Here is a 23081-nt window from a genome sequence, read left to right as displayed (position 1 = left end):
CTTGCTTGCGCGTCTTGCGCGTGCTCAGGTTCAGGGCGAGGTTGGTTTGCTTCATGGATGAGGAGAATGCCAGCGGTGGCTGACACCTACCAGACAGACGGGGAGGTTTTGCAGGATTTCCCTAAGAGCGTGTTCACGATCTTTCCGCAGCTCGCTGCCCACCCAAAGACAGGAATTCCCTTACTCCGTCATTGCGGCGAAAGCCGCAATCCAGCGACGACGCCTCCTTCACGGCGAGGGCTGGATACCGGCCCCGGATCAGAGTCCGGGGTGACGTTCTTCCGCCGGTATGACGGGGAAGAATCTGCGGCCTCGCGTTGGGGCTTCATGCGGCGCGGCGCGAACCGCTGCGGCGCGCGGGCGCGCTGGGCGCGGGTTCTGCAATTGCAGGCTTGGCGGCCACGGGCTCGGCGGCCATGGATTCGGTCAGTGCCACCTTGGCTTCCTCGGCCTGGGTCTCCTTCGCCTCGATGAATTTGGCCCGCGCTTCTTCAGCGTGGAGTTTGTTCAATGCCAGGGCTTGTGGTTCGTTGCGCGCCATGAAGTCGCGCACCTGCGGATAGACATATTCGCGCCAGCGCCGGCCGCTGAAGATGCCGTAGTGGCCCGCGCCCTTGACTTCGATGTGCTGGCGCCGGTCGTCGGCAATCTGCGTGCACAGATCCTGGGCCGCACGGGTCTGGCCGCTGCCGGAGATGTCGTCGAACTCGCCTTCGACGGTCAGCAAGGCGGTGTTCTGGATGTCCTGCGGGCGCACGCGTTCGATCGCGCCCTCGGGTGAGCGGACGTCCCAGGTGCCGTTGACCAGGCTGAAGTCCTGGAACACGGTCTTGATCGTCTCCAGGTAGTAGTTCGCGTCCATGTCGAGTACCGCGTTGTACTCGTCGTAGAACTTGCGGTGCGCCTCGGCGCTGGCGTCGTCGCCGCGGATCAGGTTCTTGAAGAAGTCGTAGTGGCTGGAGGCGTGGCGGTCGGGGTTCATCGCGACGAAGCCGACGTGCTGAAGAAAGCCGGGGTAGACCTGTCGCCCGACGCCCGGGAATTTTCCTGGAACGCCGTATATCACGTTGTTTTCAAACCACTCGAAACTGCGCTGCGTTGCCAGGTTGTTCACCGTGGTCGGCGAGCGGCGCGCGTCGATGGGCCCACCCATCATGGTCATCGACAGCGGCGGGGTTTCGCCGCGGCTGGCCATCAGCGAGATGGCGGCCAGCACCGGAACCGTGGGCTGGCACACGCTCATCACGTGGCAGTTGCCGTAGGTGGCCTGCAGGTGGCGGACGAATTCCTGCACGTAGTTGACGTAGTCGTCCAGGTGGAAGTCGCCGTCGGCCAGAGGAACCATGCGGGCGTTCTTCCAGTCGGTGATGTAGACCTTGTGGCCGCTGAGCATGGTGCGCACGGTCTCGCGCAGGAGTGTGGCGTAGTGCCCCGACAGCGGTGCGACGATCAGCACCACGGGCTGCGTCTTGAGCTTGGTCAGCGTGGGCGGGTCGTCGGAGAAGCGTTTGAAGCGGCGCAGCTCGCAAAAAGGCTTGTCGATCTCGATGCGCTCGTGAATGGCCACGCCAATGCCGTCGACGTCCACGGTGCGGATGCCGAATTCAGGCTTTTCGTAGTCCTTGCCAAGGCGGTGCAGCAGCTCGTAGCTGGCCGCGACGCGGTGCGACAGCTGGGTTTCGCTGAAGGGATTGAGCGAATTGCTGTAAAACTTGGCCGCAGCTTGCGCCAGGTCAGCAAACGGCTCCATCAGGCTGCGCTGCGTTTCGTAAATCGTGTAGAGCATGGGGTGGGGATTCTATGTTGCAGTGCAGCATAAAGGCTGTTCTTGGATTTTTTGTGTTGCACCTGTCTCACATAAGACACATTCGGACTGCCGGGTTTCCCAGAAAACGAAGGGTGCGTGCCGTGGATGTGTCGGTTTGGTGCCGCATATTACTGCTGAAGCCGCTTTCGTGCTGACGCCGTAGTGAAGGTGTGTCAGGGGTTCACAATTGTCTACAGTTGCCTCTGGGCGGCGGTGCTGGTCTTGATGTTTGTGCTTGTCCCTTTACCTGGTCTGGCGTAGAGGTTCAGACCATCATTGGCGTGCTATTTCGACTGTTTGTGGGGTGATGTGCGTTCATGAGTGATGACGTCGAATGCGTGGTGGTGGGCGCCGGGGTGGTTGGCCTGGCGGTGGCGCGCGCGCTGGCGCTGCAGGGGCGCGAGGTGCTGGTGCTGGAGGCCGAGGGCGCCATCGGCACACAAACGAGCGCACGCAACAGCGAGGTCATCCATGCCGGCCTGTACTACCCGGGCGGCTCGCTCAAGGCCGGGCTGTGCGTGCAAGGGCGGCAGATGCTGTACGACTACTGCGCGCAGCGCTCCATCGGCCACCGGCGCTGCGGCAAGCTGCTGGTGGCCGCCCATGCGGAGCAGTATGGGCAACTGCAACGCATTGCGCAGCAGGCGCGGGCCAATGGCGTGACGGATCTGCAATGGCTGGATTGGGCGCAAGTGCAGCGGCTGGAGCCGCAACTGGAGTGCCGTGCGGCGCTGCTCTCTCCGAGCACCGGCATCGTCGACAGCCATGCGCTGATGCTGTCGCTGCAGGCCGATCTGGAGCGGGCTGGCGGCATGGTCGTCTTGCACACGCGGCTGGTTCAGATGCACTGCGCGCCGCACGCATTTGCGTTGGTGACGCACGACGGAACCGTGCTGCGGGCGCGTGCCGTGGTCAATGCCGCAGGGCTGGGCGCCGTGGCGTTGGCGCGGTGTTTCGACGGATTGGATTCAGCACTCGTGCCACAGGCCTTTTTTGCCAAGGGCAGTTATTTTTCGTTGGCCGGCAAGGCGCCGTTTTCGCACCTGGTTTACCCGGTGCCAGAGGAGGGCGGACTGGGCGTGCATCTGACGCTGGATCTGGGCGGCCAGGCGCGCTTTGGCCCCGACGTGCAGTGGGTGGACGATCCGGGCGACCTGCAGGTCGACGCCGGGCACGCGGCGGCTTTTGCCGCAGCCGTGCGCCGCTACTGGCCCGCGCTGCCCGACGGCGCCTTGCAACCAGACTACGCGGGCATGCGGCCCAAGATCAGCGGCCCGGGCCAGCCGGCGGCCGATTTTCTGATTCAGGGGGCGGCGCAGCATGGCATCGCCGGGCTGGTCAATCTGTTTGGCATCGAATCACCGGGCCTGACCAGTGCGCTGGCGATTGCCGCGCACGTCGGTGCCTTGCTCGCTTGAACCCGGTGCAGCGAGGCTTTGAAAGTGTGCAACCAATGGGTGGTAATGGCATTAAGATGTTTTCCATGCCCGGCGTGGCCTGGCCGTTGCCGCATCTGGTTTCCAGGTTCGGGAGCCTCTCGGGCCAAGCCGGCGCGTGCTTTTGTCGTAACCACTGAGTAAAGGATTGAGATATGAACACCGTCTCTGAAGCGACAGGCAGCACCCAGGGCGAACTCGAACGCCTGGTGGGTGATTTGCGCAATCTGCTGTCCAGCCATGATCTGGATGGCATTCCCGAGATCAAGCAGTTGCGCAAGCGCCTGGACGACGGCATCCACGCCGCCCGCGACTCGGCCGTACGCGCCGCTCAGGATGCGGCGGAGCAGGCCAAGGAGGCTGCTCGCATCGCCGACCGTTACGCCCATGACGAACCCTGGCGCGTCGCCAGCGCCGCGCTGGCCGTGGGCGCGCTGGTGGGTTTTTTGCTGGCGCGTCGCTGACCGGGGCGCGGGCCGATGCCGTTGGCGGCCCTCAGGGGCTTGCGTGAACAGTTGCGTGCCAGTGCGCAGCGCGGCGCCCAGGCGGCGCATGACCGCGTGCTGCTGGCGCGCCTGGAATGGGCGCAGGTGCGCCTGCAAATCGCCTGGCTGGTGCTGTTGACCATTGGCGTGTGCAGCCTGGTCGTGGTGGCGCTGCTGCTGCTGGCCGCTGCCATCGCCGCGCCGTATTGGGACACGCCCGACCGCACCACTGTGCTGTGGTGGCTGGTGGCGGCGGCGCTGTTGTTGTGCGGTTTGGGCGGTTTTTTGCTCGTCCGGGTGCTGCAGCGCCTGGGCCGTCCGTTTGCGCTGACCCGCCATGAGCTGGCGCAGGACTGGGACACCTTCAAGGAGGGTCTGTGACCATGGCGGCGCCGAACACACAGAGCTCCATGCAAAAGGCTGCGCCGCAAGCGGACGTCGCCAGCCGCAGTGCGCCGCACGCCTGGATTGAGCTTGCGGCCACGCCGGCGCAGCAGGAGGTGCTGCAGCGCATCCACGCGCAGCGTGACGCCCTGCGCGCGCGGCGCGAGAAGCGCAAAGCGCAGGAAGTGCTGGCGGTTGCCCAGGGACAGCGGGTGGATCCGTCAGCGCCCATGGCGCAGCGCCTGTTCAGCTTTGGCCGCCTGCACCCGGTGCTCAGCATTGCGGTGCTGGGCGTGACCGCTGTAGCCGGCCCCAGGCGTTTGCTGCGCTGGTCAAGCTGGCTGTTGCCGGCAGCGCTGCGCATTTGGCGTCCGTGAAAGCCGCCCACCCGGCATTGCCGGCGGCGGTCGTCAGGGCGTATTTCAGTTTTCAGCCGCGTGCGCGCAGCGCCTGCAGTGCGCGTGCCGTCTGGTCGACCAGCGCCGGGCCCTGGTAGATCAGGCCGGTGTAGATCTGCACCACATCGGCGCCCGCTTCGATCTTGCTGACCGCGTCTTCGGCGCGCAGGATGCCGCCGACACCGATGATGGGAAACGCTGCGCCCAGCGCTGCGCGCAGCTGGCGGATCACGGCGTTGCTGGCCTGCAGCACCGGCGCGCCGCTCAGGCCGCCCGCCTCCTGCGCGTGGGGCAGGGCCTGAACCGCGTCGCGCGCCACCGTGGTGTTTGTGGCGACGACGCCATCCATGCCGTGGCGCAGCAGCGCTGCGGCAATCATCTGTACCTGTGCCTCGTCCAGGTCGGGCGCAATCTTGACGAACAGCGGCACGCGCCGCCCTTGCTGGACTGCCAGCTGCTCGCGGCGCTGCGCCAGCGCGCTCAGCAGCGCGTCCAATGCAGCGTCGCTTTGCAGCGCACGCAGATTCTTGGTGTTGGGCGAACTGATGTTGACCGCCACGTAGTCGGCGTGCGCGTACACACCATCCAGGCAGGCCAGGTAGTCGCTGGTGGCGTCTTCGATGGCCGTTGTGGCGTTCTTGCCGATGTTCAGGCCCAGCAGCAGCGGCTTGCCCTGGCTGCGCACGCGTGAGCGGCGCACGTTGGCGACGAAGGCGTCCAGCCCGTCGTTGTTGAAGCCCATGCGGTTGATCAGTGCCTGCGCCTGCGGCAGGCGGAACATGCGCGGTTTTGGGTTGCCGGGCTGGGGGCGGGGCGTGACGGTGCCGACCTCGACAAAGCCGAAACCCATGGCGGCCAGCGCGTCGATGCAGCGCGCGTTCTTGTCCAGCCCGGCGGCCATGCCGACGCGGTTGGGAAAGGTCAGGCCCGCAAGCTGCACCGGGTCGCTCACCGGCTTGTTCGCCCAGGCCCATTGCAGCGGCGTGTTCTGGCCGCGGGCGAGCAGGTCGAGCGTGATTTCGTGGGTGGCTTCGGCATCCATGCCAAAGAGCAGCGGGCGGGTGAGGGCGTAGGGAATGGGTGGCATGGCGATAATTGCGGTCTTTACATTGATTCTCCCCGATCATGAGCACTGCCATCCGCACCCAAGACGAACTCAAGGCCCTGGTGGGCCAGGCCGCACTGCAGTATGTGGTTCCGGGCGGCATCGTCGGCGTGGGCACGGGCTCGACGGTCAACAAGTTCATCGATGCGCTGGCCGGCATGCGCGACCAGGTGCGCGGAGCGGTGTCCAGCTCGGTGGCCAGCACCGAACGGCTCAAGGCGATCGGCATTCCGGTTCTTGACGCCAACGCGGTCGATTCGCTGGCGGTCTACATCGACGGCGCCGACGAGATCGACGGCCGCGGCTACATGGTCAAGGGCGGCGGCGCGGCGCTGACGCGCGAGAAAATCGTCGCGGCGCTGGCTGAGCGCTTCATCTGCATTGCCGACGCGTCCAAGCGCGTCGAGGTGCTGGGGAAGTTTCCGCTGCCGGTCGAGGTGATTCCGATGGCCACGCAGCATGTCGTGCGCCGCTGCGCTGCACTGGGCGGACGGGCGGTGCTGCGCATGCGCGACGGCCAGCCGCTGGTGACCGACAACGGCCAGCACATTCTGGACGTGCATGGGCTGTCGATCGCCGATCCGCTGGGCTTCGAGAGCGAGGTCAACCAGTGGCCCGGCGTCGTGACCGTCGGCGTGTTTGCCCACCAGAAGGCCAGCGTCTGCCTGCTGGCCACCAGCGAAGGCGTGCAGACGATCACTTACCGACACTGACGCGGCGTGGGCTGCGTCGTCAGAAGACGATGCCGGCCGGGTTGGCTGGCGTTGGCTGCGGGGCGTTTTCTTCGTGTGGATTGGCAGCTTTAGCACCATCGCTGCCATTGGCCGGAGGCTGGCGCCGTTCCTGCGCGACCGGTACCAGCGGCGTGGCGCTGATAGTCGGCGGGCAGTTGCGACTGCGCCGGATAGCCGGCCGCATCCAGGTAGCGTGCCCATTCGCTGCGCTCAAAGCCTCTGAGCTGCTCCGACCCCAGCGCCAGCACCGGCAGCTGGGCGTCTCCGCTCAGGCGCCTGAGGGCATCGATGTCGGCGTTGCTGCTGACGGTGCGTTCGGCAAACGGAATGCCGCGTTCGTGCAGGTAGCTGCGCGCTGCGTCGCAAGGTGCGCAGACCGCGTCCGTGTACAGCGTGGCCGGGTAGCGCTGTGCCGCCTGGCGCAGTGCGGCGGGCCAGCTCGCGTCGGCAGCTGCATTGGATGGATTGCCCGTGACCGCGGTTCGTACCTCGGTACTCGCTTCGGTAGGCGGCCGATCGGTGAAGGTGACGCGGCCGTCAGGCCCGATGATGCGATACACGGGCTGGGCCCACGCGCCTTGCAGGACGCCGCCCGCGACCAGCGCGCACAGGGCCAGGTGGGTGAGCTGTTTGCGGGTCATGGTCATCGTGGCTTGGCTCCTCAACGAGCGCAGTGGTGCACGGCGCGGCTGCCGTGTCAGGCGGCCATACCCTGGTGGCGCAGCAGCGCGTCCAGCGTCGGCTCGCGCCCGCGAAACGCCTTGAACGACTCCATTGCCGGGCGGCTGCCGCCCACTTCCAGGATTTCCTGGCGGTAGCGCCGTCCGGTCTCCAGGCTGGGCGTGCCGTCCGGTTGCATGGTCTCTTCGAAGGCGGCGTAGGCGTCGGCCGACAGTACCTCGGCCCATTTGTAGCTGTAGTAGCCCGCCGCATAGCCGCCGGCGAAGATGTGGCTGAAGGTGTGCGCCATGCGGTTGAAGGAGGGCGGCTGCAGCACCGCTACTTCGTCGCGCACGCGGGTCAACAGCTCCTGGATGTCGGGCGTGGCGTCCTCGCCGGTGTGCAGCAGCATATCGAACAGTGAAAATTCGATCTGGCGCAGCGTTTGCATGCCGGCCTGGTAGTTCTTGGCGGCGACCATCTTGTCGTACAGCGCGCGCGGCAGGGGCTCGCCGGTGTCGACATGGGCGGTCATGTGGCGCAGCACCTCCCATTCCCAGCAGAAGTTTTCCATGAACTGGCTGGGCAGCTCGACCGCGTCCCACTCCACGCCGCTGATGCCCGAGACGTCGTGCTCGCTCACGCGCGTGAGCATGTGGTGCAGGCCGTGGCCGAATTCATGGAACAGCGTGATCACGTCGTCGTGCGTGAGCAGCGCGGACTTGCCATCCACGCCCTCGGCAAAGTTGCACACCAGGTAGGCCACGGGCGTTTGCAGCGCACCGGTGTCGGCGCGCAGCCAGCGGCTGCGCGCGTCGTCCATCCAGGCGCCGCCGCGCTTGCCGTTGCGCGCGGGCTTGTCCAGATAGAACTGGCCGACCAGCTTGCCGTCGCGCTCGATGCGGTAGAACTCGACAGCCGGGTGCCAGACGGGCGCTTCGTCGCGGCGGATCGCCACTTCGAACAGGGTTTCGACGATCTTGAACAGGCCGGCGAGCACCTTGGGCGCCGGGAAATAGCGCTTGACCTCCTGCTCGCTGAAGGCGTAGCGCTCCTGCTTGAGATGCTCGGATATGTAGGGCCAGTCCCAGGCCTGCGGGTCGGACAGTTCGAATTTCTCGCTGGCAAAGCGGCGCAGATCCTGCAGATCCTTCTCGGCGAACGGGCGCGCGCGCTGCGCCAGGTCGCGCAGAAAGTGGATGACCTGCGCGGGCGAGTCCGCCATCTTGGCGACCAGCGACACCTCGCCAAAGTTGGCATAGCCCAGCAGCCGCGCTTCTTCGCGGCGCAGCCTCAGGATGTCGTGCATCACGGCGCTGTTGTCAAAGCCCTTGGCATCGCCCTCGGCCTGGTCGGAGGCGCGCGTGACGTAGGCGCGGTACATGCGTTCGCGCAGCGTGCGGCTGTGGGCGAACTGCATCACGGGCAGGTAGCAGGGAATCTTCAGCGACAGCTTGTAGCCGTCCTTATCGTCGGCCTGGGCGGCTACGCGGGCGGCCTGCACCACGTCGTCGGGCATGCCGGCCAGTTCGTCTTCACTGGCGTAGTAGGCAAAGGCGTCGGTTGCGTCCAGCGCGTTCTCGCTGAATTTCTGCTGCAGCGCTGCCAGCTCTTCCTGGATCTGGGCAAAGCGCTCCTTGTCCTTGCCCTGCAGCTCGGCGCCCGACAGGCGGAAGCCGCGCAGCGCGTTGGACAGCGCCTGGCGCTGCTCGGCGTTGAGTTTTTGCACGTCCATTGCCTTGTACAGCGCGTACAGGCGCTCGTCCGAGCCCAGCCGGGTCCAGAACGCGGTGATGCGCGGCAGCGCCTCGTTGTAGGCGGCGCGCAACGCAGGCGTGTCCATCACGCTGCTGAGGTGGCTGACTACGCCCCAGGCGCGGCCCAACTGCTCCGTGGCCACGTCAAGCACCCTGGCTACGCCGTTCCAGTCAGGGGCAAAGCCGGCCGTGGTGACGGTCTGCAGCGCCTGTTCGGCGCGTGCCAGCAAAGTATCCAGGGCCGGGGCGATGTCGTCCGCCGTGATGCGGTCGAAGGCGATGGCGCCGGAAAAGTCGAGAAGAGGGTTGTTGTTGCAAGCGCTGTTCATGGGCGTTCAGATGGGGGTGTTTGCCGCAAGCTCAAGCCATGGAGATGCGGGACGCGGGCGAAAAGCCTGTCGCTGCAATTGTGCTGCACGCCGCGCGCGGTCGATTTTTTGCGCCTCAGTGGGAAAAAGTCGTTGTGCAGTGCAATAATGCGCCTTCGTTCCCAAACAAGGCAAACGGGTCCCGGTTCGGCGCATACCTTCGACGCCCATGGCCGAGGCCTCAAGTTCCCAGGCGGCTTCACAAGAGTCCGTACGAGGAGCACCCAAGGTTTTTCGTTAGAGAAATTCGCAAAGGTTGATCATGAAAATCTCCCATGCCGAAATCGCATCGGCAGCCGCAGCAAGCGCCCCCTCTTCTTCCGACGCCGCCCAGCCCGAGCTGATGGGCGCCGAAATCGTCGTCAAGGCCCTGGAGGCCGAGGGCGTGCCCTTCATCTGGGGCTATCCGGGCGGCGCCGTCCTGTACATCTACGACGCGCTGTACAAGCAAGAGAGCATCCAGCACGTGCTGGTGCGCCACGAGCAGGCGGCAGTGCATGCCGCGGACGGCTATGCCCGCGCCACCGGCGAGGTGGGCGTTGCGCTGGTCACCTCCGGCCCCGGCCTGACCAACGCGGTGACCGGTATCGCGACCGCCTACATGGACTCGATTCCGATGGTGGTCATCGCCGGCCAGGTGCCCACGGCGGCGATCGGACAGGATGCATTCCAGGAGTGCGACACCGTCGGCATCACGCGCCCCATCGTCAAGCACAACTTCCTGGTCAAGGACGTGCGCGACCTGGCGCTGACGATGAAGAAGGCCTTCCACATTGCGCGCACCGGGCGGCCCGGCCCCGTGGTGGTCGACATCCCGAAAGATGTCTCGCTGCACAAGACGGCGTTTGCCGGCTATCCCAAGACGATAGAAATGCGCTCGTACAACCCGGTGCGCAAGGGCCACAGCGGGCAGATCCGCAAGGCGCTGCAGCTGTTGCTGAACGCCAAGCGCCCTTATATCTACACGGGTGGCGGTGTGCTGCTGGGCAATGCCTGTGGTGAGCTGCGCCAGCTGGTGGACATGCTGGGCTATCCGGTCACGCACACGCTGATGGGCCTGGGCGCCTATCCGGCCAGCGACCGCAAGTTCCTGGGCATGCTGGGCATGCACGGGACGGTGGAGGCCAACAACGCCATGCAGCACTGCGACGTGCTGCTCGCCGTTGGCGCGCGCTTCGACGATCGCGTGATCGGCAACACCAAGCATTTCGCGCAGGTCGAGCGCAAGATCATCCACGTCGACGTCGATCCGTCGAGCATCTCCAAGCGCGTCAAGGTCGACATTCCGATCGTCGGCGACGTCAAGGAAGTGCTCAGCGAGCTGATCGCGATGATTCGCGAAGCCAAGCAAAAGCCCGACGCGTCGGCGCTGGCCGCCTGGTGGGAGCGCATTGAAGGCTGGCGCAGCCAGGACTGCCTGCAGTACGACCACGGCAACCAGGACGTGATCAAGCCCCAGCACGTGGTCGAGACGCTGTGGAACATGACCAAGGACGACGATGTCTACATCACGTCCGACGTCGGCCAGCACCAGATGTGGGCCGCGCAGTACTACCGCTTCGAGGAGCCGCGCCGCTGGATCAACTCCGGTGGCCTGGGCACGATGGGCGTCGGCATTCCGTATGCAATGGGCATCAAGCTGGCCAAGCCGCAGGCCGAGGTGTTCTGCATCACCGGCGAGGGTTCGGTGCAGATGAACATCCAGGAACTGTCCACCTGCCTGCAGTACAACACGCCGATCAAGATCGTGTCGCTGAACAATCGCTACCTCGGCATGGTGCGCCAGTGGCAGGAAATCCAGTACTCGGGGCGCTACAGCCACAGCTACATGGATGCGCTGCCCAACTTCGTCAAGCTGGCCGAGGCCTATGGCCACGTCGGACTGCTGATCGAGCGTCCGCAGGACGTCGAAGGTGCGCTGCACGAGGCGCGCAAGTTGAAGGATCGCACCGTGTTCCTCGATTTCCGCACCGACCCGACCGAGAACGTCTTCCCGATGGTTCAGCCCGGCAAAGGCATCACCGAGATGCTGCTGGGAGCCGAAGACCTGTAAATCGCCTAAGCGGCCGGGTGCGCAGTGCCCGGCCATTCCCCCTGGACGAATCTATTGCCTGCCAAGCCTGGCGCTTACCGGCGCCGGGGGAGGGCAGCGAAAAACGGCAGTTTTCTGCGACCCGTTTCGGATCGTCTGCCGTCGCAAAAAGAGGAATCTGACATGAAACACATCATTGCCGTTCTCCTGGAGAACGAGCCTGGCGCGCTGTCCCGTGTGGTGGCGCTGTTCTCTGCCCGTGGCTACAACATCGAGTCGCTCACCGTGGCACCCACCGAGGATGCGTCGCTGTCGCGCATGACCATCCAAACGGCGGGATCGGACGACGTGATCGAGCAGATCACCAAACATCTGAACCGCCTGATCGAGGTGGTCAAGGTCGTCGACCTGACCGAGGGCTCGTACGCCGAGCGCGAGCTGATGATGGTCAAGGTGCGAGCCGTCGGCAAGGAGCGCGAGGAGATGAAGCGCATGGCCGACATCTTCCGCGGGCGCATCATCGACGTGACCGACAAGAGCTACACCATCGAGGTGACCGGTGATCAGGCCAAGAACGACGCCTTTCTGCAGGCCATCGATCGCACCGCCATTCTGGAGACCGTGCGCACCGGTGCCAGCGGCATCGGCCGCGGCGAGCGTATTCTGCGCGTCTGATCCCTGATCCCATCCGTGCAGCGGCCACGGCGGCTGCAACACAATTCTTCTCTTTCCTTCAACGCCCCAACACAATTTCAACCGGAGCAACCATGAAAGTTTTCTACGATAAAGACTGTGACCTGTCCCTCATCAAGGGCAAGACCGTCGCCATCATCGGCTATGGCTCGCAAGGCCACGCGCACGCGCAAAACCTCAACGACAGCGGCGTGAAAGTCGTAGTCGGCCTGCGCAAGGGCGGCGCCAGCTGGGACAAGGTCGGCAAGGCCGGGCTGAACGTGCTGGAAGTCAACGACGCAGTGAAGGCAGCCGACGTGGTCATGATCCTGCTGCCCGATGAGCAGATCGGCGAGGTCTACAAGAACAACGTCGAGCCGAACATCAAGCAGGGCGCGTCGCTGGCATTCGCCCATGGCTTCAACGTGCACTACAACCAGGTCGTGCCGCGCGCAGACCTGGACGTGTGGATGGTTGCCCCCAAGGCTCCCGGTCACACGGTGCGCAACACCTACACCCAGGGCGGCGGCGTGCCCCACCTGGTGGCCGTGCACCAGGACAAGTCGGGCAAGGCGCGCGACCTGGCCCTGTCCTACGCCATGGCCAACGGCGGCGGCAAGGCCGGCATCATCGAGACCACCTTCAAGGAAGAGACAGAGACCGACCTGTTTGGCGAGCAGGCCGTGCTGTGCGGCGGCGCGGTCGAGCTGATCAAGATGGGCTACGAGACGCTGGTCGAGGCCGGCTACGCGCCCGAGATGGCCTACTTCGAGTGCCTGCACGAGTTGAAGCTGATCGTCGATCTGATCTATGAAGGCGGCATCGCCAACATGAACTACTCGATCAGCAACAACGCCGAGTACGGCGAGTATGTGACCGGCCCGGAGGTCATCAATGAAGAGTCGCGCAAGGCCATGCGCAACGCGCTCAAGCGCATCCAGGACGGCGAATACGCCAAGATGTTCATCCAGGAAGGCCGCCTGAACTATCCCAGCATGACGGCCCGCCGCCGCAACCTGGCCGACCACAGCATCGAGCAAGTCGGCGGCAAGCTGCGCGCCATGATGCCCTGGATCGCCAAGAACAAGCTGGTTGACCAAACGCGCAACTGATTGCCTGCATCGCAGCTTTCCAAGGCCACTTCGGTGGCCTTTTTGCATCACACTACACTTTTGTGTTTTTGCCCGCTGGCGCTGCGCGCCGACGCGGGCCGTGGAGTGGATCACATGGATGATCGCAAGGACGCGGTCGACCCGCAGGCTGGCGTGGTGGTGCGCAAGCGTCGCAAGGGCATTTACATCTTGCCCAATCTGTTCACGCTGACCGCCTTGTTCGGCGGGTTTTACGCCATCATCGCCGCGGTCAATGGCCGCTTCGACCTGGCCGCCATCGGCATTTTTTGCGCCATGGTGTTCGACAGCCTGGACGGGCGCGTGGCGCGCATGACGAACACGCAAAGCGCGTTCGGCGAGCAGATGGACTCGCTGTCGGACATGGTGTCGTTTGGCGCGGCGCCGGCGCTGGTCGCCTATATCTGGGCATTGCAGGATCTGCACCGCTGGGGCTGGTTCGCCGCCTTCGTCTACTGCGCCTGCGCTGCGCTGCGCCTGGCGCGCTTCAACGTCAATACCGGTGTGGTCGACAAGCGCTATTTCCAGGGCCTGCCGTCGCCCGCGGCGGCGGCGCTGGTGGCGGGTTTCATCTGGCTGATGACCGAGCTGGACGTGCAAAAAGGCCAGGATGGCGAGTGGCTGAGCTGGCTGCAGATCAGCTGGATCATGTTCGCGTTCACGCTCTACGCTGGCCTGACCATGGTGACCAACGTGCCGTTCTACAGTTTCAAGGACGTGCGCATGAAGAAGACCGTTCCGTTTGCCGCCATCGTGCTGATCGCGCTCGCCTTTGCCATCGTCAACCTGCACCCGCCCACCGTGCTGTTCGGCGTCTTCGTGCTCTATGGCCTGAGCGGCTATGTCGTGTATTTCTGGCGTCGCTCCAAGGGCCAGCCGACCAGCGTCATCAGCACGTCCACCGACGAGCCCGACGAGCAGGGGCTGCACCACTGATGGGAAAGTTGCGCGGCGCGGCAGCGCTGCGAGTACGCGCCTTTCCCGTTGGCGGGCGGCTGGGCGTTCAGTCCGCGTCGGGTTGGTTCTGCGGCGCGGCCTGCACGAAGGCCGGCAGCGCCTGGCAGTTGCTCACGATGCGCTCGATGGTCGGGTAGGGCTGCGTCGGGCAACCGGCGCGCTGGGCGTTGGCGTACTGCGGCACCAGGCAGCAGTCGGCCAGGCCCGGCGTATCGCCATGGCAAAAGCGGCCGGTGTCGCTGCTGCGCGCCAGCGTGTCTTCGACCGCCTGCAGGCCTAGCGCGATCCAGTGGGCGTACCAGGCGTCTTTTTGTTCGTGGCTCAGTCCCAGGTCGCGCACCAGATAGCGCAGCACGCGCAGGTTGTTGAGTGGGTGGATATCGCAGGCCACCATTTGCGCAATGGCCCGTACGCGCGCGCGTCCCATAGCGTCGGCCGGCAGCAGGGCGGGCTCGGGATAGGTCTCGTCGAGGTATTCCAGAATGGCCAGCGACTGTGCCAGCACCGGCCCGCCTTCAGCGGTTTGCAATGCGGGCACCAGGCCTTGCGGGTTGATGCTGCGGTAGTGGCTGGCATTTTGTTGGCCGCCATCTTTCAGCAGGTGAATGGGAATGGTCTCGTAGGACAGGCCCTTGAGGGCCAGGGCGATGCGTACGCGATAGGCCGCGGAACTGCGAAAGTAAGAGTAGAGCTGCAGCCCGGAATGCGCGGGCGATGGTGTGGTTTCAGACGGCAGCATGTGTTTGCACCTGGTTTTCGATCGAGCCGAAAATATTTTGCCCCTGGTCGTCGAACATCTCAATGCGCACGATGTCGCCCTGCTTCATGAAGGGCGTGGTGGGCTTGCCCTGTTCGATGGCCTCGTAGGTGCGCACCTCGGCCAGGCAGCAGTAGCCCACGCCGCCATTGGCGATCGAAGAGCCCCACAGGTCGCCCTGCTTGTTGGACACCGTGCCCGAGCCGACGATGGAGCCGGCGCACAGGTTGCGTGTCTTGGCCACGTGGGCGACGAGCTGGCCGAAGTCAAACGTCATGTCCACGCCCGCGTTGGGCTTGCCAAAGAGTTGGCCATTGAGGTGCACGACCAGCGGCAGGTGCACCTTGGCGTCGTGCCAGGCATCGCCCAATTCGTCGGGCGTCACGGCTACGGGGCTGAAGGCGCTGGCGGGCTTGCCCTGGAAGAAGCCAAAGCCCTTGGCTAGTTCAGCCGGGATCAGGTTGCGCAGCGAAACGTCATTGACCAGCATCACCAGTCGGATGGCGCGGGCGGCCTGCTCGGGCGTCGCGCCCTGGGGCACGTCGCCGGTCACCACGCTGACCTCGGCCTCGAAGTCGATGCCCCAGGCTTCCTTGGCCACCACGGTGCCGCGCGGTGGGATGAAGCCGTCGCTGCCGCCTTGATACATCAGCGGATCGGCGTAGAAGCTCTCGGGCACCTCGGCGTTGCGCGCGCGGCGCACCAGCTCCACATGGTTGATGTAGGCCGAGCCGTCGGCCCATTGCCAGGTGCGCGGCAGCGGGCTGTGGCAGGCAGCCTGGTCGAAGCAATTGCCTTCGAGCGTGCCGCTGTTCAGGGCCTCGTAGACTTGGCGAAGCTGCTGCTCCACGCTGTCCCATTCGTCCATGGCGGCCAGCATGGTGCGGGCGATGGCGGGCACGGCGCGGCAGCGCTTCAAGTCACGGCTGACGACGACCAGAGTGCCGTCGCGGCCGCCTTGCTGCAGGGTTGCGAGTTTGATGTTCATTCTCCTTGGCGTAGGGCCGATGGGGATCTGCGCCGGCAATCCGTCAATGAAAAAGAGTGCCGCATCTGGAGAATCATATGGTCTCCTAGAGAGTGTTCACTTTTGTGCTAGAGTTGCCCGCATGTCGTCGCTGTCCCTAGTCCTACTACTGAACTTGTCCCACGGGCAGGCAGGGTAGCGCGCGTACAGTCGCACATAGACACACCTACTTTCACGGCCCGTAGCACCAGCGACGGGCCGTTTCTGTTTTTCTCGGGGTCGCTGGAGCACTGGCCAGATTCGTTTCCTTGTTCCACGAAAGAGAGCGCTCCGATGCTGCAGAACCCCGCCACCAAGTACCGCCCGACTGCCCCCGTGCGCCTTGCAGACCGCACCTGGCCCGATGCGGTGATCAAGAAGGCGCCCATCTGGCTGTCCACGGATTTGCGCGATGGCAATCAGGCCTTGATCGAGCCCATGGACTTGCAGCGCAAGCTGCGCATGTTCGATCTGTTGGTGCGGATCGGCTTCAAGGAAATCGAAGTGGGCTTTCCGGCTGCGTCTCAGGTGGAGTTTGACTTCGTGCGCAAGCTCATCGATGAAGGGCGTATTCCCGACGATGTGACCATCCAGGTCATGACGCCCGCGCGGGAGGAGCTCATTGCACGCACCATCGAATCGCTGCACGGTGCCCGCAAGGCGATCGTGCATGTCTACAACGCTGTAGCACCAGTGTGGCGTGACGTGGTCTTCGGCATGAGCGTGCCGCAAGTCATGGCGCTCATCGAGCGCAGCGTAGGCCAGATCAAACGCCTGACCGACGCTCAACCCGAGACCGATTGGGCACTCCAGTATTCGCCGGAGGTCTTTTGCATGGCCGAGCTGGAGGTCTCGCTGCAGGCCTGTGAGACGGCAATCGCCGCCTGGGGATCCGGTCGGCCCATCATCCTGAACCTGCCCACCACGGTGGAGAACAGCACCCCCAACGTGTTCGCCGACCAGATCGAATGGATGTGCCGCCGTTTCGCCGACAGGCCCCATGTCGTGGTGTCCGTGCATCCGCACAACGACCGTGGCACGGGCACCGCATCTGCAGAGCTGGCGTTGATGGCTGGTGCCGCCCGGGTGGAGGGTTGTCTTTTCGGCAATGGCGAGCGCACCGGTAATCTCGACCTGGTGAACGTCGCGCTCAATCTCTACGTGCAAGGGGTCTCGCCCAACCTCGACTTCTCTGATATCGATGTGATCCGTGCAGAAGTCGAACACTGCAACCAGCTGCCCGTGCACCCGCGCCATCCGTATGCGGGCGACCTGGTCTATACCTCGTTCTCGGGCTCGCACCAGGACGCGATCAAGAAGGCGTTTGCCGAGCGCCGGGACGGGGACGTCTGGGCCATCCCCTACCTTCCGATCGACCCCAAGGATCTGGGCCGCAGCTACGAGGCCGTCATCCGCGTCAACAGCCAGTCGGGCAAGGGCGGCATTGCCTATCTGCTGGAGAGCGAATACGGCCTGCAGCTGCCCCGGCGCCTGCAGATCGAATTCAGCCGGGCCGTGCAGCGCGAGATGGACGCCAGCGGCAAGGAGTTGACGGCGGGCGACCTCTGGCGCCTGTTCCAGCGCGAATACCGCTTCCAGTCCGTGGCCGCGCCGACGTATCGCATGCAGGAGCAGGAGGGCGGCTTTTCGCTCCAGGCCAGCCTGCAGTGGCAGGGCGGGCCCATGGAGGTCGAGGGCGAAGGCACGGGGCCCATCGACGCTTTCGTGCAGGCCATCTCCTCGGCGCTCGATCGCCGTGTGCGCGTGCTCGACTACAGCGAGCACGCCATAGGCGAGGGTGCGGGCGCCAAGGCCGTGGCCTATATGGAGATGCGCATCGACGATTGCCGCACGGTGTACGGCGTGGGTATGGACGCCAACATCGTCTCCGCCTCCATCCGCGCCATTCTTTCGGGCCTGCAGCGCGTGCCGCAGATGCAGGCCGCAGTCGCTTAAAGTCCTATCTTTACCAGCCAGAGGCAATCCCCATGAGCTCCGACAAACTCATCATCTTCGACACCACCTTGCGCGACGGCGAGCAGTCGCCCGGCGCCAGCATGACGCGCGACGAGAAGCTGCGCATCGCGCGCCAGCTCGAGCGCCTGAAGGTGGACGTGATCGAGGCCGGCTTTGCCGCCAGCTCTAACGGCGACTTCGAATGCGTGCAGGCGATTGCGCGTGCGATCAAGGACTCGACGATCTGCTCGCTGTCGCGCGCCAACGACCGCGACATCGCGCGCGCCGCCGAGGCGCTCAAGGGCGCGCAGCGCGGGCGCATCCACACCTTCATCGCCACCAGCCCGCTGCACATGGAGAAAAAGCTGCGCATGACGCCCGAGCAGGTGCTGGAGCAGTCGCGCCTGTCGGTGCGCTTTGCGCGCAACCTGATGGACGACATCGAGTTCAGTGCCGAAGACGGCTACCGCAGCGACATCGATTTTCTGGCCCGTGTATGCGAGGTGGTGATCGACGAGGGCGCGACGACGATCAACATTCCCGACACCGTCGGTTATGCGATTCCCGAGCTGTATGGCGAGTTCATCCGCACGCTGCGCGAGAAGGTGCCCAACAGCGACAAGGCCATCTGGAGCGTGCACTGCCACAACGACCTGGGCATGGCCGTGGCCAACAGCCTGGCGGGCGTGAAGATCGGCGGCGCGCGCCAGATCGAATGCACGATCAACGGCCTGGGCGAGCGCGCGGGCAACTGCTCGCTGGAAGAGGCGGTGATGGCGATCAAGACGCGGCGCGACTATTTCGGCCTTCAAGTTGCCATCGACACCCAGCACATCGTCGCCGCCAGCCGCATGGTCAGCCAGATCACCGGCTTCACGGTGCAGCCCAACAAGGCCGTGGTGGGGGCCAACGCGTTTGCCCACGCCAGCGGCATCCACCAGGACGGCGTGCTCAAGGCGCGCGACACCTACGAGATCATGCGCGCCGAGGACGTGGGCTGGAGCGCCAACAAGATCGTGCTGGGCAAGCTGTCGGGGCGCAACGCCTTCAAACAGCGCCTGCAGGAGCTGGGCGTGGAGCTCGACAGCGAGATGGAGGTCAACGCCGCGTTCGCCCGCTTCAAGGAACTGGCCGACCGCAAGAGCGAGATCTTCGACGAGGACATCCTCGCGCTGGTCAATGACGAGAGCATCTCCAGCGTCAAGGAGCAGTACGGCTTCGTATCGCTGGCGCAGCACAGCGAAACGGGCGAGCGCCCGCATGCCACCATCGTCTTCACCGTCGACGGCAAGGAAGTGCGCAGCCAGGCCGAGGGCAACGGTCCCGTCGACGCCTCGCTGCGCGCAATCGAGGCGCATGTCAACAGCGGCGCCGAGATGGTGTTGTATTCGGTCAATGCGATCAGCGGATCGACCGAGAGCCAGGGCGAGGTGGCCGTGCGGCTGCAAAGCGCCGGCCGCGTGGTCAACGGCGTGGGGGCCGACCCGGACATCATCGTCGCCTCGGCCAAGGCCTATCTGAGTGCGCTCAACCGCCTGCAAAGCCACACCGACCGCGTGCCTGCCCAGGGCGTGTGATGCGCGCGGAGCACCGAAACCGCAAGAAAGCAATTGATGATCTGTTGAAAAACACAGGTTAACGCCCGTTATTCAGGTGACTACTGAATAAAGCCGCGCAAGATATTGATCTTGCGCGGCTTTTCTTATCTCTGTACACTTGCATGCAATTGTTCATTGTTGTTTGTTGCCTGGAGCCCTGGATGCCTGCCCGCCCACGCATTGCCTCCCGTTTCATCCCTTTTGTTGCATCCATCGCGCTCGGACTTGCGCTGCAGGCACCCCAGGTGCAGGCGGCTCCGGCCAAAAAAGCCGTGGCCCACAAGAGCGCGCCCGCACCCAAGGCCAAGCAGCGCAGCACGGCCACCAAGACCGCGCGCAAACCGGCACGCCAGGCGGTCGCCAAGGCGCGCACCACCAAACCCCGGGCGTCGGTGCGCAAGGTCGCTGCGCACACGGCAGTGCCGGCGCGCCTGTCCTACGGCCAGCTGGCGGGGCTCAACAAGGTCGACGATCCGCTGAATCTGCACTCCAGCGTGGCCCTGGTGATGGACCAGGACACCAAGGAGGTGCTGCTGAGCAAGAATGAAAACGCGGTGCTGCCGATCGCCTCGCTGACCAAGCTGATGACCGGCCTGCTGATCTCCGAGGCCCACCTGCCGATGGACGAGCAGATCACGGTCACCCAGGACGACGTGGACACGATCAAGGGCAGCAGCTCGCGCCTGCGCGTGGGTACGACGCTGACGCGCGCCGAATTGCTGCACCTGGCGCTGATGTCCAGCGAGAACCGCGCGGCCCATGCGCTGGCGCGTACCTATCCCGGCGGCATGCAGGCCTTCGTCGCGCGCATGAACGCCAAGGCCACGCTGCTGGGCATGATGGACACCCGCTACGTCGAGCCGACCGGCTTGTCCAAGAACAACCAGTCCAGCGCCCACGACCTAGCGACGCTGGTCAACGTCGCGCACGCAGATCCGCTGCTGCGCGAGCTGACCACGTCGCCCGGCTATGAGATTGCGGTGGGCCAGCGCACGCTGCAGTACAACAACACCAACAGGCTGGTGAAGAATCCGGAATGGGAGATCGGCCTGCAGAAAACCGGCTACATCTCCGAGGCGGGCCGCTGCCTGGTGATGCAGGCCGAGGTGGCCGGGCGCAAGCTGATCATGGTGTTCCTGGACTCGGCGGGCAAGTTCAGCCGGCTGGGCGACGCGCAGCGCGTGCGCAGCTGGGTGGAGCACATGTCGGCGGCCGAGCCGCTGCTGCCGCACCAGCTGTCGCAGACGCCGCACCTGCAGGGGCCGGCACAAGGTTGATGCGCCCGCGCGCCATGCTGCACAGCATGGTCACGCTCTTTCCTCGTTGAAAATTCCTGCGCCGGATGGCCGGTGCCGCCGCGCGACGGCCGCCGTGTCAGCGCCGCGCCTTGTGCGCGCCTGCCTGGGGGTGGTAGCCCAGCGCCAGCGAGATGTCGTGCGCGCTGGCCTGCAGCTTGGACAGCCAGCTTTCGTTGAGGCGATCGCTCGGGGCCGAGACCGACAGGCCGGCCACCAGCTCGCCCTGGTCGTCATAGACGCCGGCTGCCATGCAGCGCACGCCCAGCTCCAGTTCCTCGTTGTCGCGCGCCACGCCATGCTGGCGCACCTTGGCGAGCTCCCGCTCGAGTGCGGCCAGTTGGGTGATGCTGTTGTGTGTATGCCCGGGCAGGCCGGTGCGCGTGGCGTAGGCGCGCACGCGCTGCGGGTCGTCGGCGGCGAGGAACAGCTTGCCGATCGATGTCAGGTGCAGCGGCGCGTGGCCGCCGATGGCGCGCACCACCTGCATGCCGGAGCGCTCGCTGTAGGCGCGCTCGATATAGACGATCTCGTCGCCCTGGCGCACGCTCAGGTTGATGGGCTGCTGGGTCAGCTTGTGCAGCTGGCGCATCGGCGCCATTGCGGCGTCGCGTACCGACAGCCGCGCCTTGACCAGGTTGCCCAGCTCCAGCAGGCGCATGCCCAGACGGTAGCTGCCCGATTCGGGGTGATCGACGAAGCGGCCGATGGCCAGGTCGTTGAGGATGCGGTGCGTGGTCGAGGGATGCAGCCCTGTGCGCTCGCTGATTTCCTTGAGCGTGATGGCCTCTTCGCGCGAGGCCAGAACGTCAATCAACTGGAACATGCGCTCAAGCACCTGCACCGTGGGCTTGGTGGGCATGTCCTCAGGTCGTTTCTTCATGGCAAAAGCACCGGATACAAAGCGCCCTATCTTATCTTGTGAAAAGCGATTGCGCAGAACGCGGTGCCGCCCGGCCTGCGTGAGCAGCGCCGGGCAGGGCGCAACGGGGCTTCAGCGTGCGCCGATGCGCTTGAATTCCTGCAGCACCGCGCTGTGCGCCGCCTGCATGCTGGACGACGGCGCACTGCCCGCCAGGCTGACCACGATGGTCGAGAACATGCCCAGGAAGAAGCCCGGGACGATCTCGTACAGGCCCAGCCAGCCGAACTGCTTCCAGACCAGCACCGTCACCGCACCGACGACGATGCCGGCGAGCGCGCCGTTGCGCGTCATGCGGCCCCAGAACAGCGACAGGATGATGACCGGCCCGAATGCCGCGCCAAAACCGGCCCAGGCATAGCTGACCATTCCCAGCACCTTGGACTCGGGGTTGCTGGCGATTGCGATGGCGATCAGCGCGACGACCAGCACCATGGCGCGGCCGATCCACACCAATTCCTTCTGGCTGGCGTTCTTGCGCAGGAAGGCGCGGTAGATGTCCTCGGTCAGCGCGCTGGAGCACACCAGCAGCTGGCACGACAGCGTGCTCATCACCGCGGCCAGAATGGCCGCCAGCAACGCGCCGGCGATCCAGGGGTTGAACAGCTGCTTGGCCACTTCCATGAACACGGTCTCGCCGTTGGCGTTGACTGCGGCGGCGCCCGCTTCATTGAGCGCAAAGTAGGGGATGCCGATGAAGCCCACGGCCACCGCGCCGGCCAGGCAAAGCACCATCCAGGTCATGCCGATGCGCCGCGCGGCCGGAATGGCCTGCACCGAAGATGCAGCCATGAAACGCACCAGGATGTGCGGCTGGCCGAAATAGCCCAGGCCCCAGGCCAGCAGCGAGACGATGCCGATGAAGCTTGCGCCCCTGAACAGGTCGAACTGCTCGGCGGCGACGATGCTGCCCAGATCCTGGCCCGGCTGCAACTGCCCCTGAACCGCGAGCCACGCCATGATGGGCGCCAGAATCAGCGCGGTGATCATCAGCGACGCCTGGATGGTGTCGGTCCAGCTTACCGCCAGAAAGCCGCCGATCAGCACGTAGGCGATGGTGCAGGCCGCGCCCACCCACAGCGCCACGCCGTAGGGCATGCCGAACATGTTCTCGAACAGGCGCGCGCCGGCGACCACGCCCGAGGCGCAGTACAGCGTGAAGAACACCAGGATGACGATGGCCGTGACGATGCGCAGCAGATTGCTTTTGTCCTCGAAGCGGTTGGCCAGGTAGTCGGGCAGCGTCAGCGCGTTGCCCGCGCGCTCGGTGTACAGGCGCAGGCGCGCAGCGACCAGGCGCCAATTCAGGTAGGCGCCGACGGTCAGACCGATGGCGATCCAGGCTTCGGACAGGCCGGCGACATAGACCGCGCCGGGCAGGCCCATCAAGAGCCAGCCGCTCATGTCCGAGGCGCCGGCCGACAGCGCGGTGACGAAGCTGCCCAGGCTTCTGCCGCCCAGGATGTAGTCCGACAGGTTCTTCGTGCCAAGGTAGCCGAGCGCGCCGATGCCCAGCATCGCGACGAGGTAGATGGCGAACATGATCGCCGTGGGGTCGTTCCAGGAAAATTGCATGGTGTTTCTCTCAAAAGTCGGCTGCCCGCGCTTGTGGCGCGGGTGCC

The 23081-nt window shown here is 65.1% G+C and carries 20 protein-coding genes; 12 read left to right on the top strand and 8 right to left on the bottom strand.

Features of this window, described 5'->3' with window-relative positions:
- Nucleotides 1-325: 325 nt before the first annotated feature.
- On the bottom strand, nt 326-1786 hold the full coding sequence (phaZ, locus tag ABD767_RS11905) for a polyhydroxyalkanoate depolymerase (protein WP_103044851.1): 1461 nt from the start codon (nt 1784-1786) through the stop codon (nt 326-328).
- Nucleotides 1787-2124: 338 nt separating this feature from the next.
- Here phaZ and ABD767_RS11900 point away from each other — a divergent pair, with 338 nt between their 5' ends.
- The 4 genes from ABD767_RS11900 to ABD767_RS11885 all read left to right on the top strand — a co-directional run bounded on the left by ABD767_RS11900 (nt 2125) and on the right by ABD767_RS11885 (nt 4489).
- On the top strand, nt 2125-3225 hold the full coding sequence (locus ABD767_RS11900; protein ID WP_103044850.1) for an FAD-dependent oxidoreductase: 1101 nt from the start codon (nt 2125-2127) through the stop codon (nt 3223-3225).
- A 173-nt stretch (nt 3226-3398) separates the two neighbouring features.
- Nucleotides 3399-3707, top strand: coding sequence for a DUF883 family protein (locus ABD767_RS11895; RefSeq protein WP_103044849.1), 309 nt, complete (start codon nt 3399-3401; stop codon nt 3705-3707).
- A 39-nt stretch (nt 3708-3746) separates the two neighbouring features.
- Nucleotides 3747-4109: a phage holin family protein gene (locus tag ABD767_RS11890; RefSeq protein WP_344869705.1), complete on the top strand. Its 363-nt coding sequence runs from the start codon at nt 3747-3749 to the stop codon at nt 4107-4109.
- A 29-nt stretch (nt 4110-4138) separates the two neighbouring features.
- Nucleotides 4139-4489, top strand: a complete 351-nt coding sequence (locus ABD767_RS11885; RefSeq protein ID WP_344869704.1) for a hypothetical protein — start codon at nt 4139-4141, stop codon at nt 4487-4489.
- A gap of 52 nt (nt 4490-4541) precedes the next feature.
- Here ABD767_RS11885 and ABD767_RS11880 read toward each other — a convergent pair whose 3' ends face one another.
- Nucleotides 4542-5597, bottom strand: a complete 1056-nt coding sequence (locus tag ABD767_RS11880; RefSeq protein ID WP_103044847.1) for a quinone-dependent dihydroorotate dehydrogenase — start codon at nt 5595-5597, stop codon at nt 4542-4544.
- Nucleotides 5598-5635: 38 nt separating this feature from the next.
- Here ABD767_RS11880 and rpiA point away from each other — a divergent pair, with 38 nt between their 5' ends.
- A complete protein-coding gene (gene rpiA / locus ABD767_RS11875) occupies nt 5636-6328 on the top strand; it encodes a ribose-5-phosphate isomerase RpiA (protein WP_103044846.1) in 693 nt (230 codons plus the stop codon).
- 89 nt (nt 6329-6417) lie between these two features.
- On the opposite strand, the gene ABD767_RS11870 is transcribed toward rpiA, so the two are convergent.
- A complete protein-coding gene (locus tag ABD767_RS11870; RefSeq protein ID WP_103044845.1) occupies nt 6418-6996 on the bottom strand; it encodes a glutaredoxin domain-containing protein in 579 nt (192 codons plus the stop codon).
- A gap of 50 nt (nt 6997-7046) precedes the next feature.
- Complete coding sequence (locus ABD767_RS11865; protein WP_103044844.1) at nt 7047-9095, bottom strand: M3 family metallopeptidase; 2049 nt, start codon at nt 9093-9095, stop codon at nt 7047-7049.
- A 301-nt stretch (nt 9096-9396) separates the two neighbouring features.
- Between ABD767_RS11865 and ABD767_RS11860 the strand changes: the two genes are divergently transcribed.
- From ABD767_RS11860 to pssA, 4 genes are all read left to right on the top strand, one after another.
- Nucleotides 9397-11187, top strand: a complete 1791-nt coding sequence (locus ABD767_RS11860) for an acetolactate synthase 3 catalytic subunit (RefSeq protein WP_103044843.1) — start codon at nt 9397-9399, stop codon at nt 11185-11187.
- Nucleotides 11188-11349: 162 nt separating this feature from the next.
- Nucleotides 11350-11841: an acetolactate synthase small subunit gene (gene ilvN / locus ABD767_RS11855; protein ID WP_103044842.1), complete on the top strand. Its 492-nt coding sequence runs from the start codon at nt 11350-11352 to the stop codon at nt 11839-11841.
- A 92-nt stretch (nt 11842-11933) separates the two neighbouring features.
- Nucleotides 11934-12950 (top strand): ketol-acid reductoisomerase, encoded by a 1017-nt coding sequence (gene ilvC / locus ABD767_RS11850; RefSeq protein WP_103044841.1) that lies wholly within the window; start codon nt 11934-11936, stop codon nt 12948-12950.
- Between the two features lie 114 nt (nt 12951-13064).
- The gene (gene pssA, locus ABD767_RS11845; RefSeq protein WP_103044853.1) at nt 13065-13904 is read left to right on the top strand and encodes a CDP-diacylglycerol--serine O-phosphatidyltransferase; all 840 of its coding nucleotides are present in this window, start codon (nt 13065-13067) and stop codon (nt 13902-13904) included.
- Between the two features lie 67 nt (nt 13905-13971).
- On the opposite strand, the gene maiA is transcribed toward pssA, so the two are convergent.
- Nucleotides 13972-14622, bottom strand: coding sequence for a maleylacetoacetate isomerase (gene maiA, locus ABD767_RS11840; protein ID WP_344869707.1), 651 nt, complete (start codon nt 14620-14622; stop codon nt 13972-13974).
- Between the two features lie 28 nt (nt 14623-14650).
- Entirely contained in the window at nt 14651-15664 is a 1014-nt protein-coding gene (locus ABD767_RS11835; RefSeq protein WP_103044852.1) for a fumarylacetoacetate hydrolase family protein, read from the bottom strand.
- Nucleotides 15665-15982: 318 nt separating this feature from the next.
- Here ABD767_RS11835 and leuA point away from each other — a divergent pair, with 318 nt between their 5' ends.
- The 3 genes from leuA to pbpG all read left to right on the top strand — a co-directional run bounded on the left by leuA (nt 15983) and on the right by pbpG (nt 20519).
- A complete protein-coding gene (leuA, locus tag ABD767_RS11830; protein ID WP_103044839.1) occupies nt 15983-17644 on the top strand; it encodes a 2-isopropylmalate synthase in 1662 nt (553 codons plus the stop codon).
- A gap of 32 nt (nt 17645-17676) precedes the next feature.
- Nucleotides 17677-19221, top strand: coding sequence for a 2-isopropylmalate synthase (locus ABD767_RS11825; RefSeq protein ID WP_103044838.1), 1545 nt, complete (start codon nt 17677-17679; stop codon nt 19219-19221).
- Between the two features lie 182 nt (nt 19222-19403).
- On the top strand, nt 19404-20519 hold the full coding sequence (pbpG, locus tag ABD767_RS11820; protein ID WP_103044837.1) for a D-alanyl-D-alanine endopeptidase: 1116 nt from the start codon (nt 19404-19406) through the stop codon (nt 20517-20519).
- A gap of 97 nt (nt 20520-20616) precedes the next feature.
- Here pbpG and ABD767_RS11815 read toward each other — a convergent pair whose 3' ends face one another.
- Together ABD767_RS11815 and putP are read right to left on the bottom strand one after the other, a co-directional pair.
- Nucleotides 20617-21420: an IclR family transcriptional regulator domain-containing protein gene (locus ABD767_RS11815; protein ID WP_103044836.1), complete on the bottom strand. Its 804-nt coding sequence runs from the start codon at nt 21418-21420 to the stop codon at nt 20617-20619.
- Between the two features lie 111 nt (nt 21421-21531).
- Nucleotides 21532-23034 carry a sodium/proline symporter PutP gene (gene putP / locus ABD767_RS11810; protein WP_103044835.1) on the bottom strand — a complete coding sequence of 501 codons (1503 nt, stop codon included), beginning with the start codon at nt 23032-23034 and terminating at the stop codon, nt 21532-21534.
- Nucleotides 23035-23081 lie beyond the last annotated feature (47 nt).

It is taken from the genome of Comamonas faecalis, from assembly GCF_039538025.1.
GTDB classification, from domain to species: Bacteria; Pseudomonadota; Gammaproteobacteria; order Burkholderiales; family Burkholderiaceae_C; genus Comamonas_C; species Comamonas_C faecalis.
The sequence above is the reverse complement of the archived record's forward strand: the minus strand, read 5'-3'. Positions and strand labels throughout refer to the sequence as shown.

Bases quoted from the DNA above. Each gene is read 5' to 3' on its own strand.
- phaZ (WP_103044851.1), bottom strand. From the start codon at position 1,786: ATGCTCTACACGATTTACGAAACGCAGCGCAGCCTGATGGAGCCGTTT.
- ABD767_RS11900 (WP_103044850.1), top strand. From the start codon at position 2,125: ATGAGTGATGACGTCGAATGCGTGGTGGTGGGCGCCGGGGTGGTTGGC.
- ABD767_RS11895 (WP_103044849.1), top strand. From the start codon at position 3,399: ATGAACACCGTCTCTGAAGCGACAGGCAGCACCCAGGGCGAACTCGAA.
- ABD767_RS11885 (WP_344869704.1), top strand. From the start codon at position 4,139: ATGCAAAAGGCTGCGCCGCAAGCGGACGTCGCCAGCCGCAGTGCGCCG.
- ABD767_RS11880 (WP_103044847.1), bottom strand. From the start codon at position 5,597: ATGCCACCCATTCCCTACGCCCTCACCCGCCCGCTGCTCTTTGGCATG.
- rpiA (WP_103044846.1), top strand. From the start codon at position 5,636: ATGAGCACTGCCATCCGCACCCAAGACGAACTCAAGGCCCTGGTGGGC.
- ABD767_RS11870 (WP_103044845.1), bottom strand. From the start codon at position 6,996: ATGACCATGACCCGCAAACAGCTCACCCACCTGGCCCTGTGCGCGCTG.
- ABD767_RS11865 (WP_103044844.1), bottom strand. From the start codon at position 9,095: ATGAACAGCGCTTGCAACAACAACCCTCTTCTCGACTTTTCCGGCGCC.
- ABD767_RS11860 (WP_103044843.1), top strand. From the start codon at position 9,397: ATGAAAATCTCCCATGCCGAAATCGCATCGGCAGCCGCAGCAAGCGCC.
- ilvN (WP_103044842.1), top strand. From the start codon at position 11,350: ATGAAACACATCATTGCCGTTCTCCTGGAGAACGAGCCTGGCGCGCTG.
- ilvC (WP_103044841.1), top strand. From the start codon at position 11,934: ATGAAAGTTTTCTACGATAAAGACTGTGACCTGTCCCTCATCAAGGGC.
- pssA (WP_103044853.1), top strand. From the start codon at position 13,065: ATGGATGATCGCAAGGACGCGGTCGACCCGCAGGCTGGCGTGGTGGTG.
- leuA (WP_103044839.1), top strand. From the start codon at position 15,983: ATGCTGCAGAACCCCGCCACCAAGTACCGCCCGACTGCCCCCGTGCGC.
- ABD767_RS11825 (WP_103044838.1), top strand. From the start codon at position 17,677: ATGAGCTCCGACAAACTCATCATCTTCGACACCACCTTGCGCGACGGC.
- pbpG (WP_103044837.1), top strand. From the start codon at position 19,404: ATGCCTGCCCGCCCACGCATTGCCTCCCGTTTCATCCCTTTTGTTGCA.
- ABD767_RS11815 (WP_103044836.1), bottom strand. From the start codon at position 21,420: ATGAAGAAACGACCTGAGGACATGCCCACCAAGCCCACGGTGCAGGTG.
- putP (WP_103044835.1), bottom strand. From the start codon at position 23,034: ATGCAATTTTCCTGGAACGACCCCACGGCGATCATGTTCGCCATCTAC.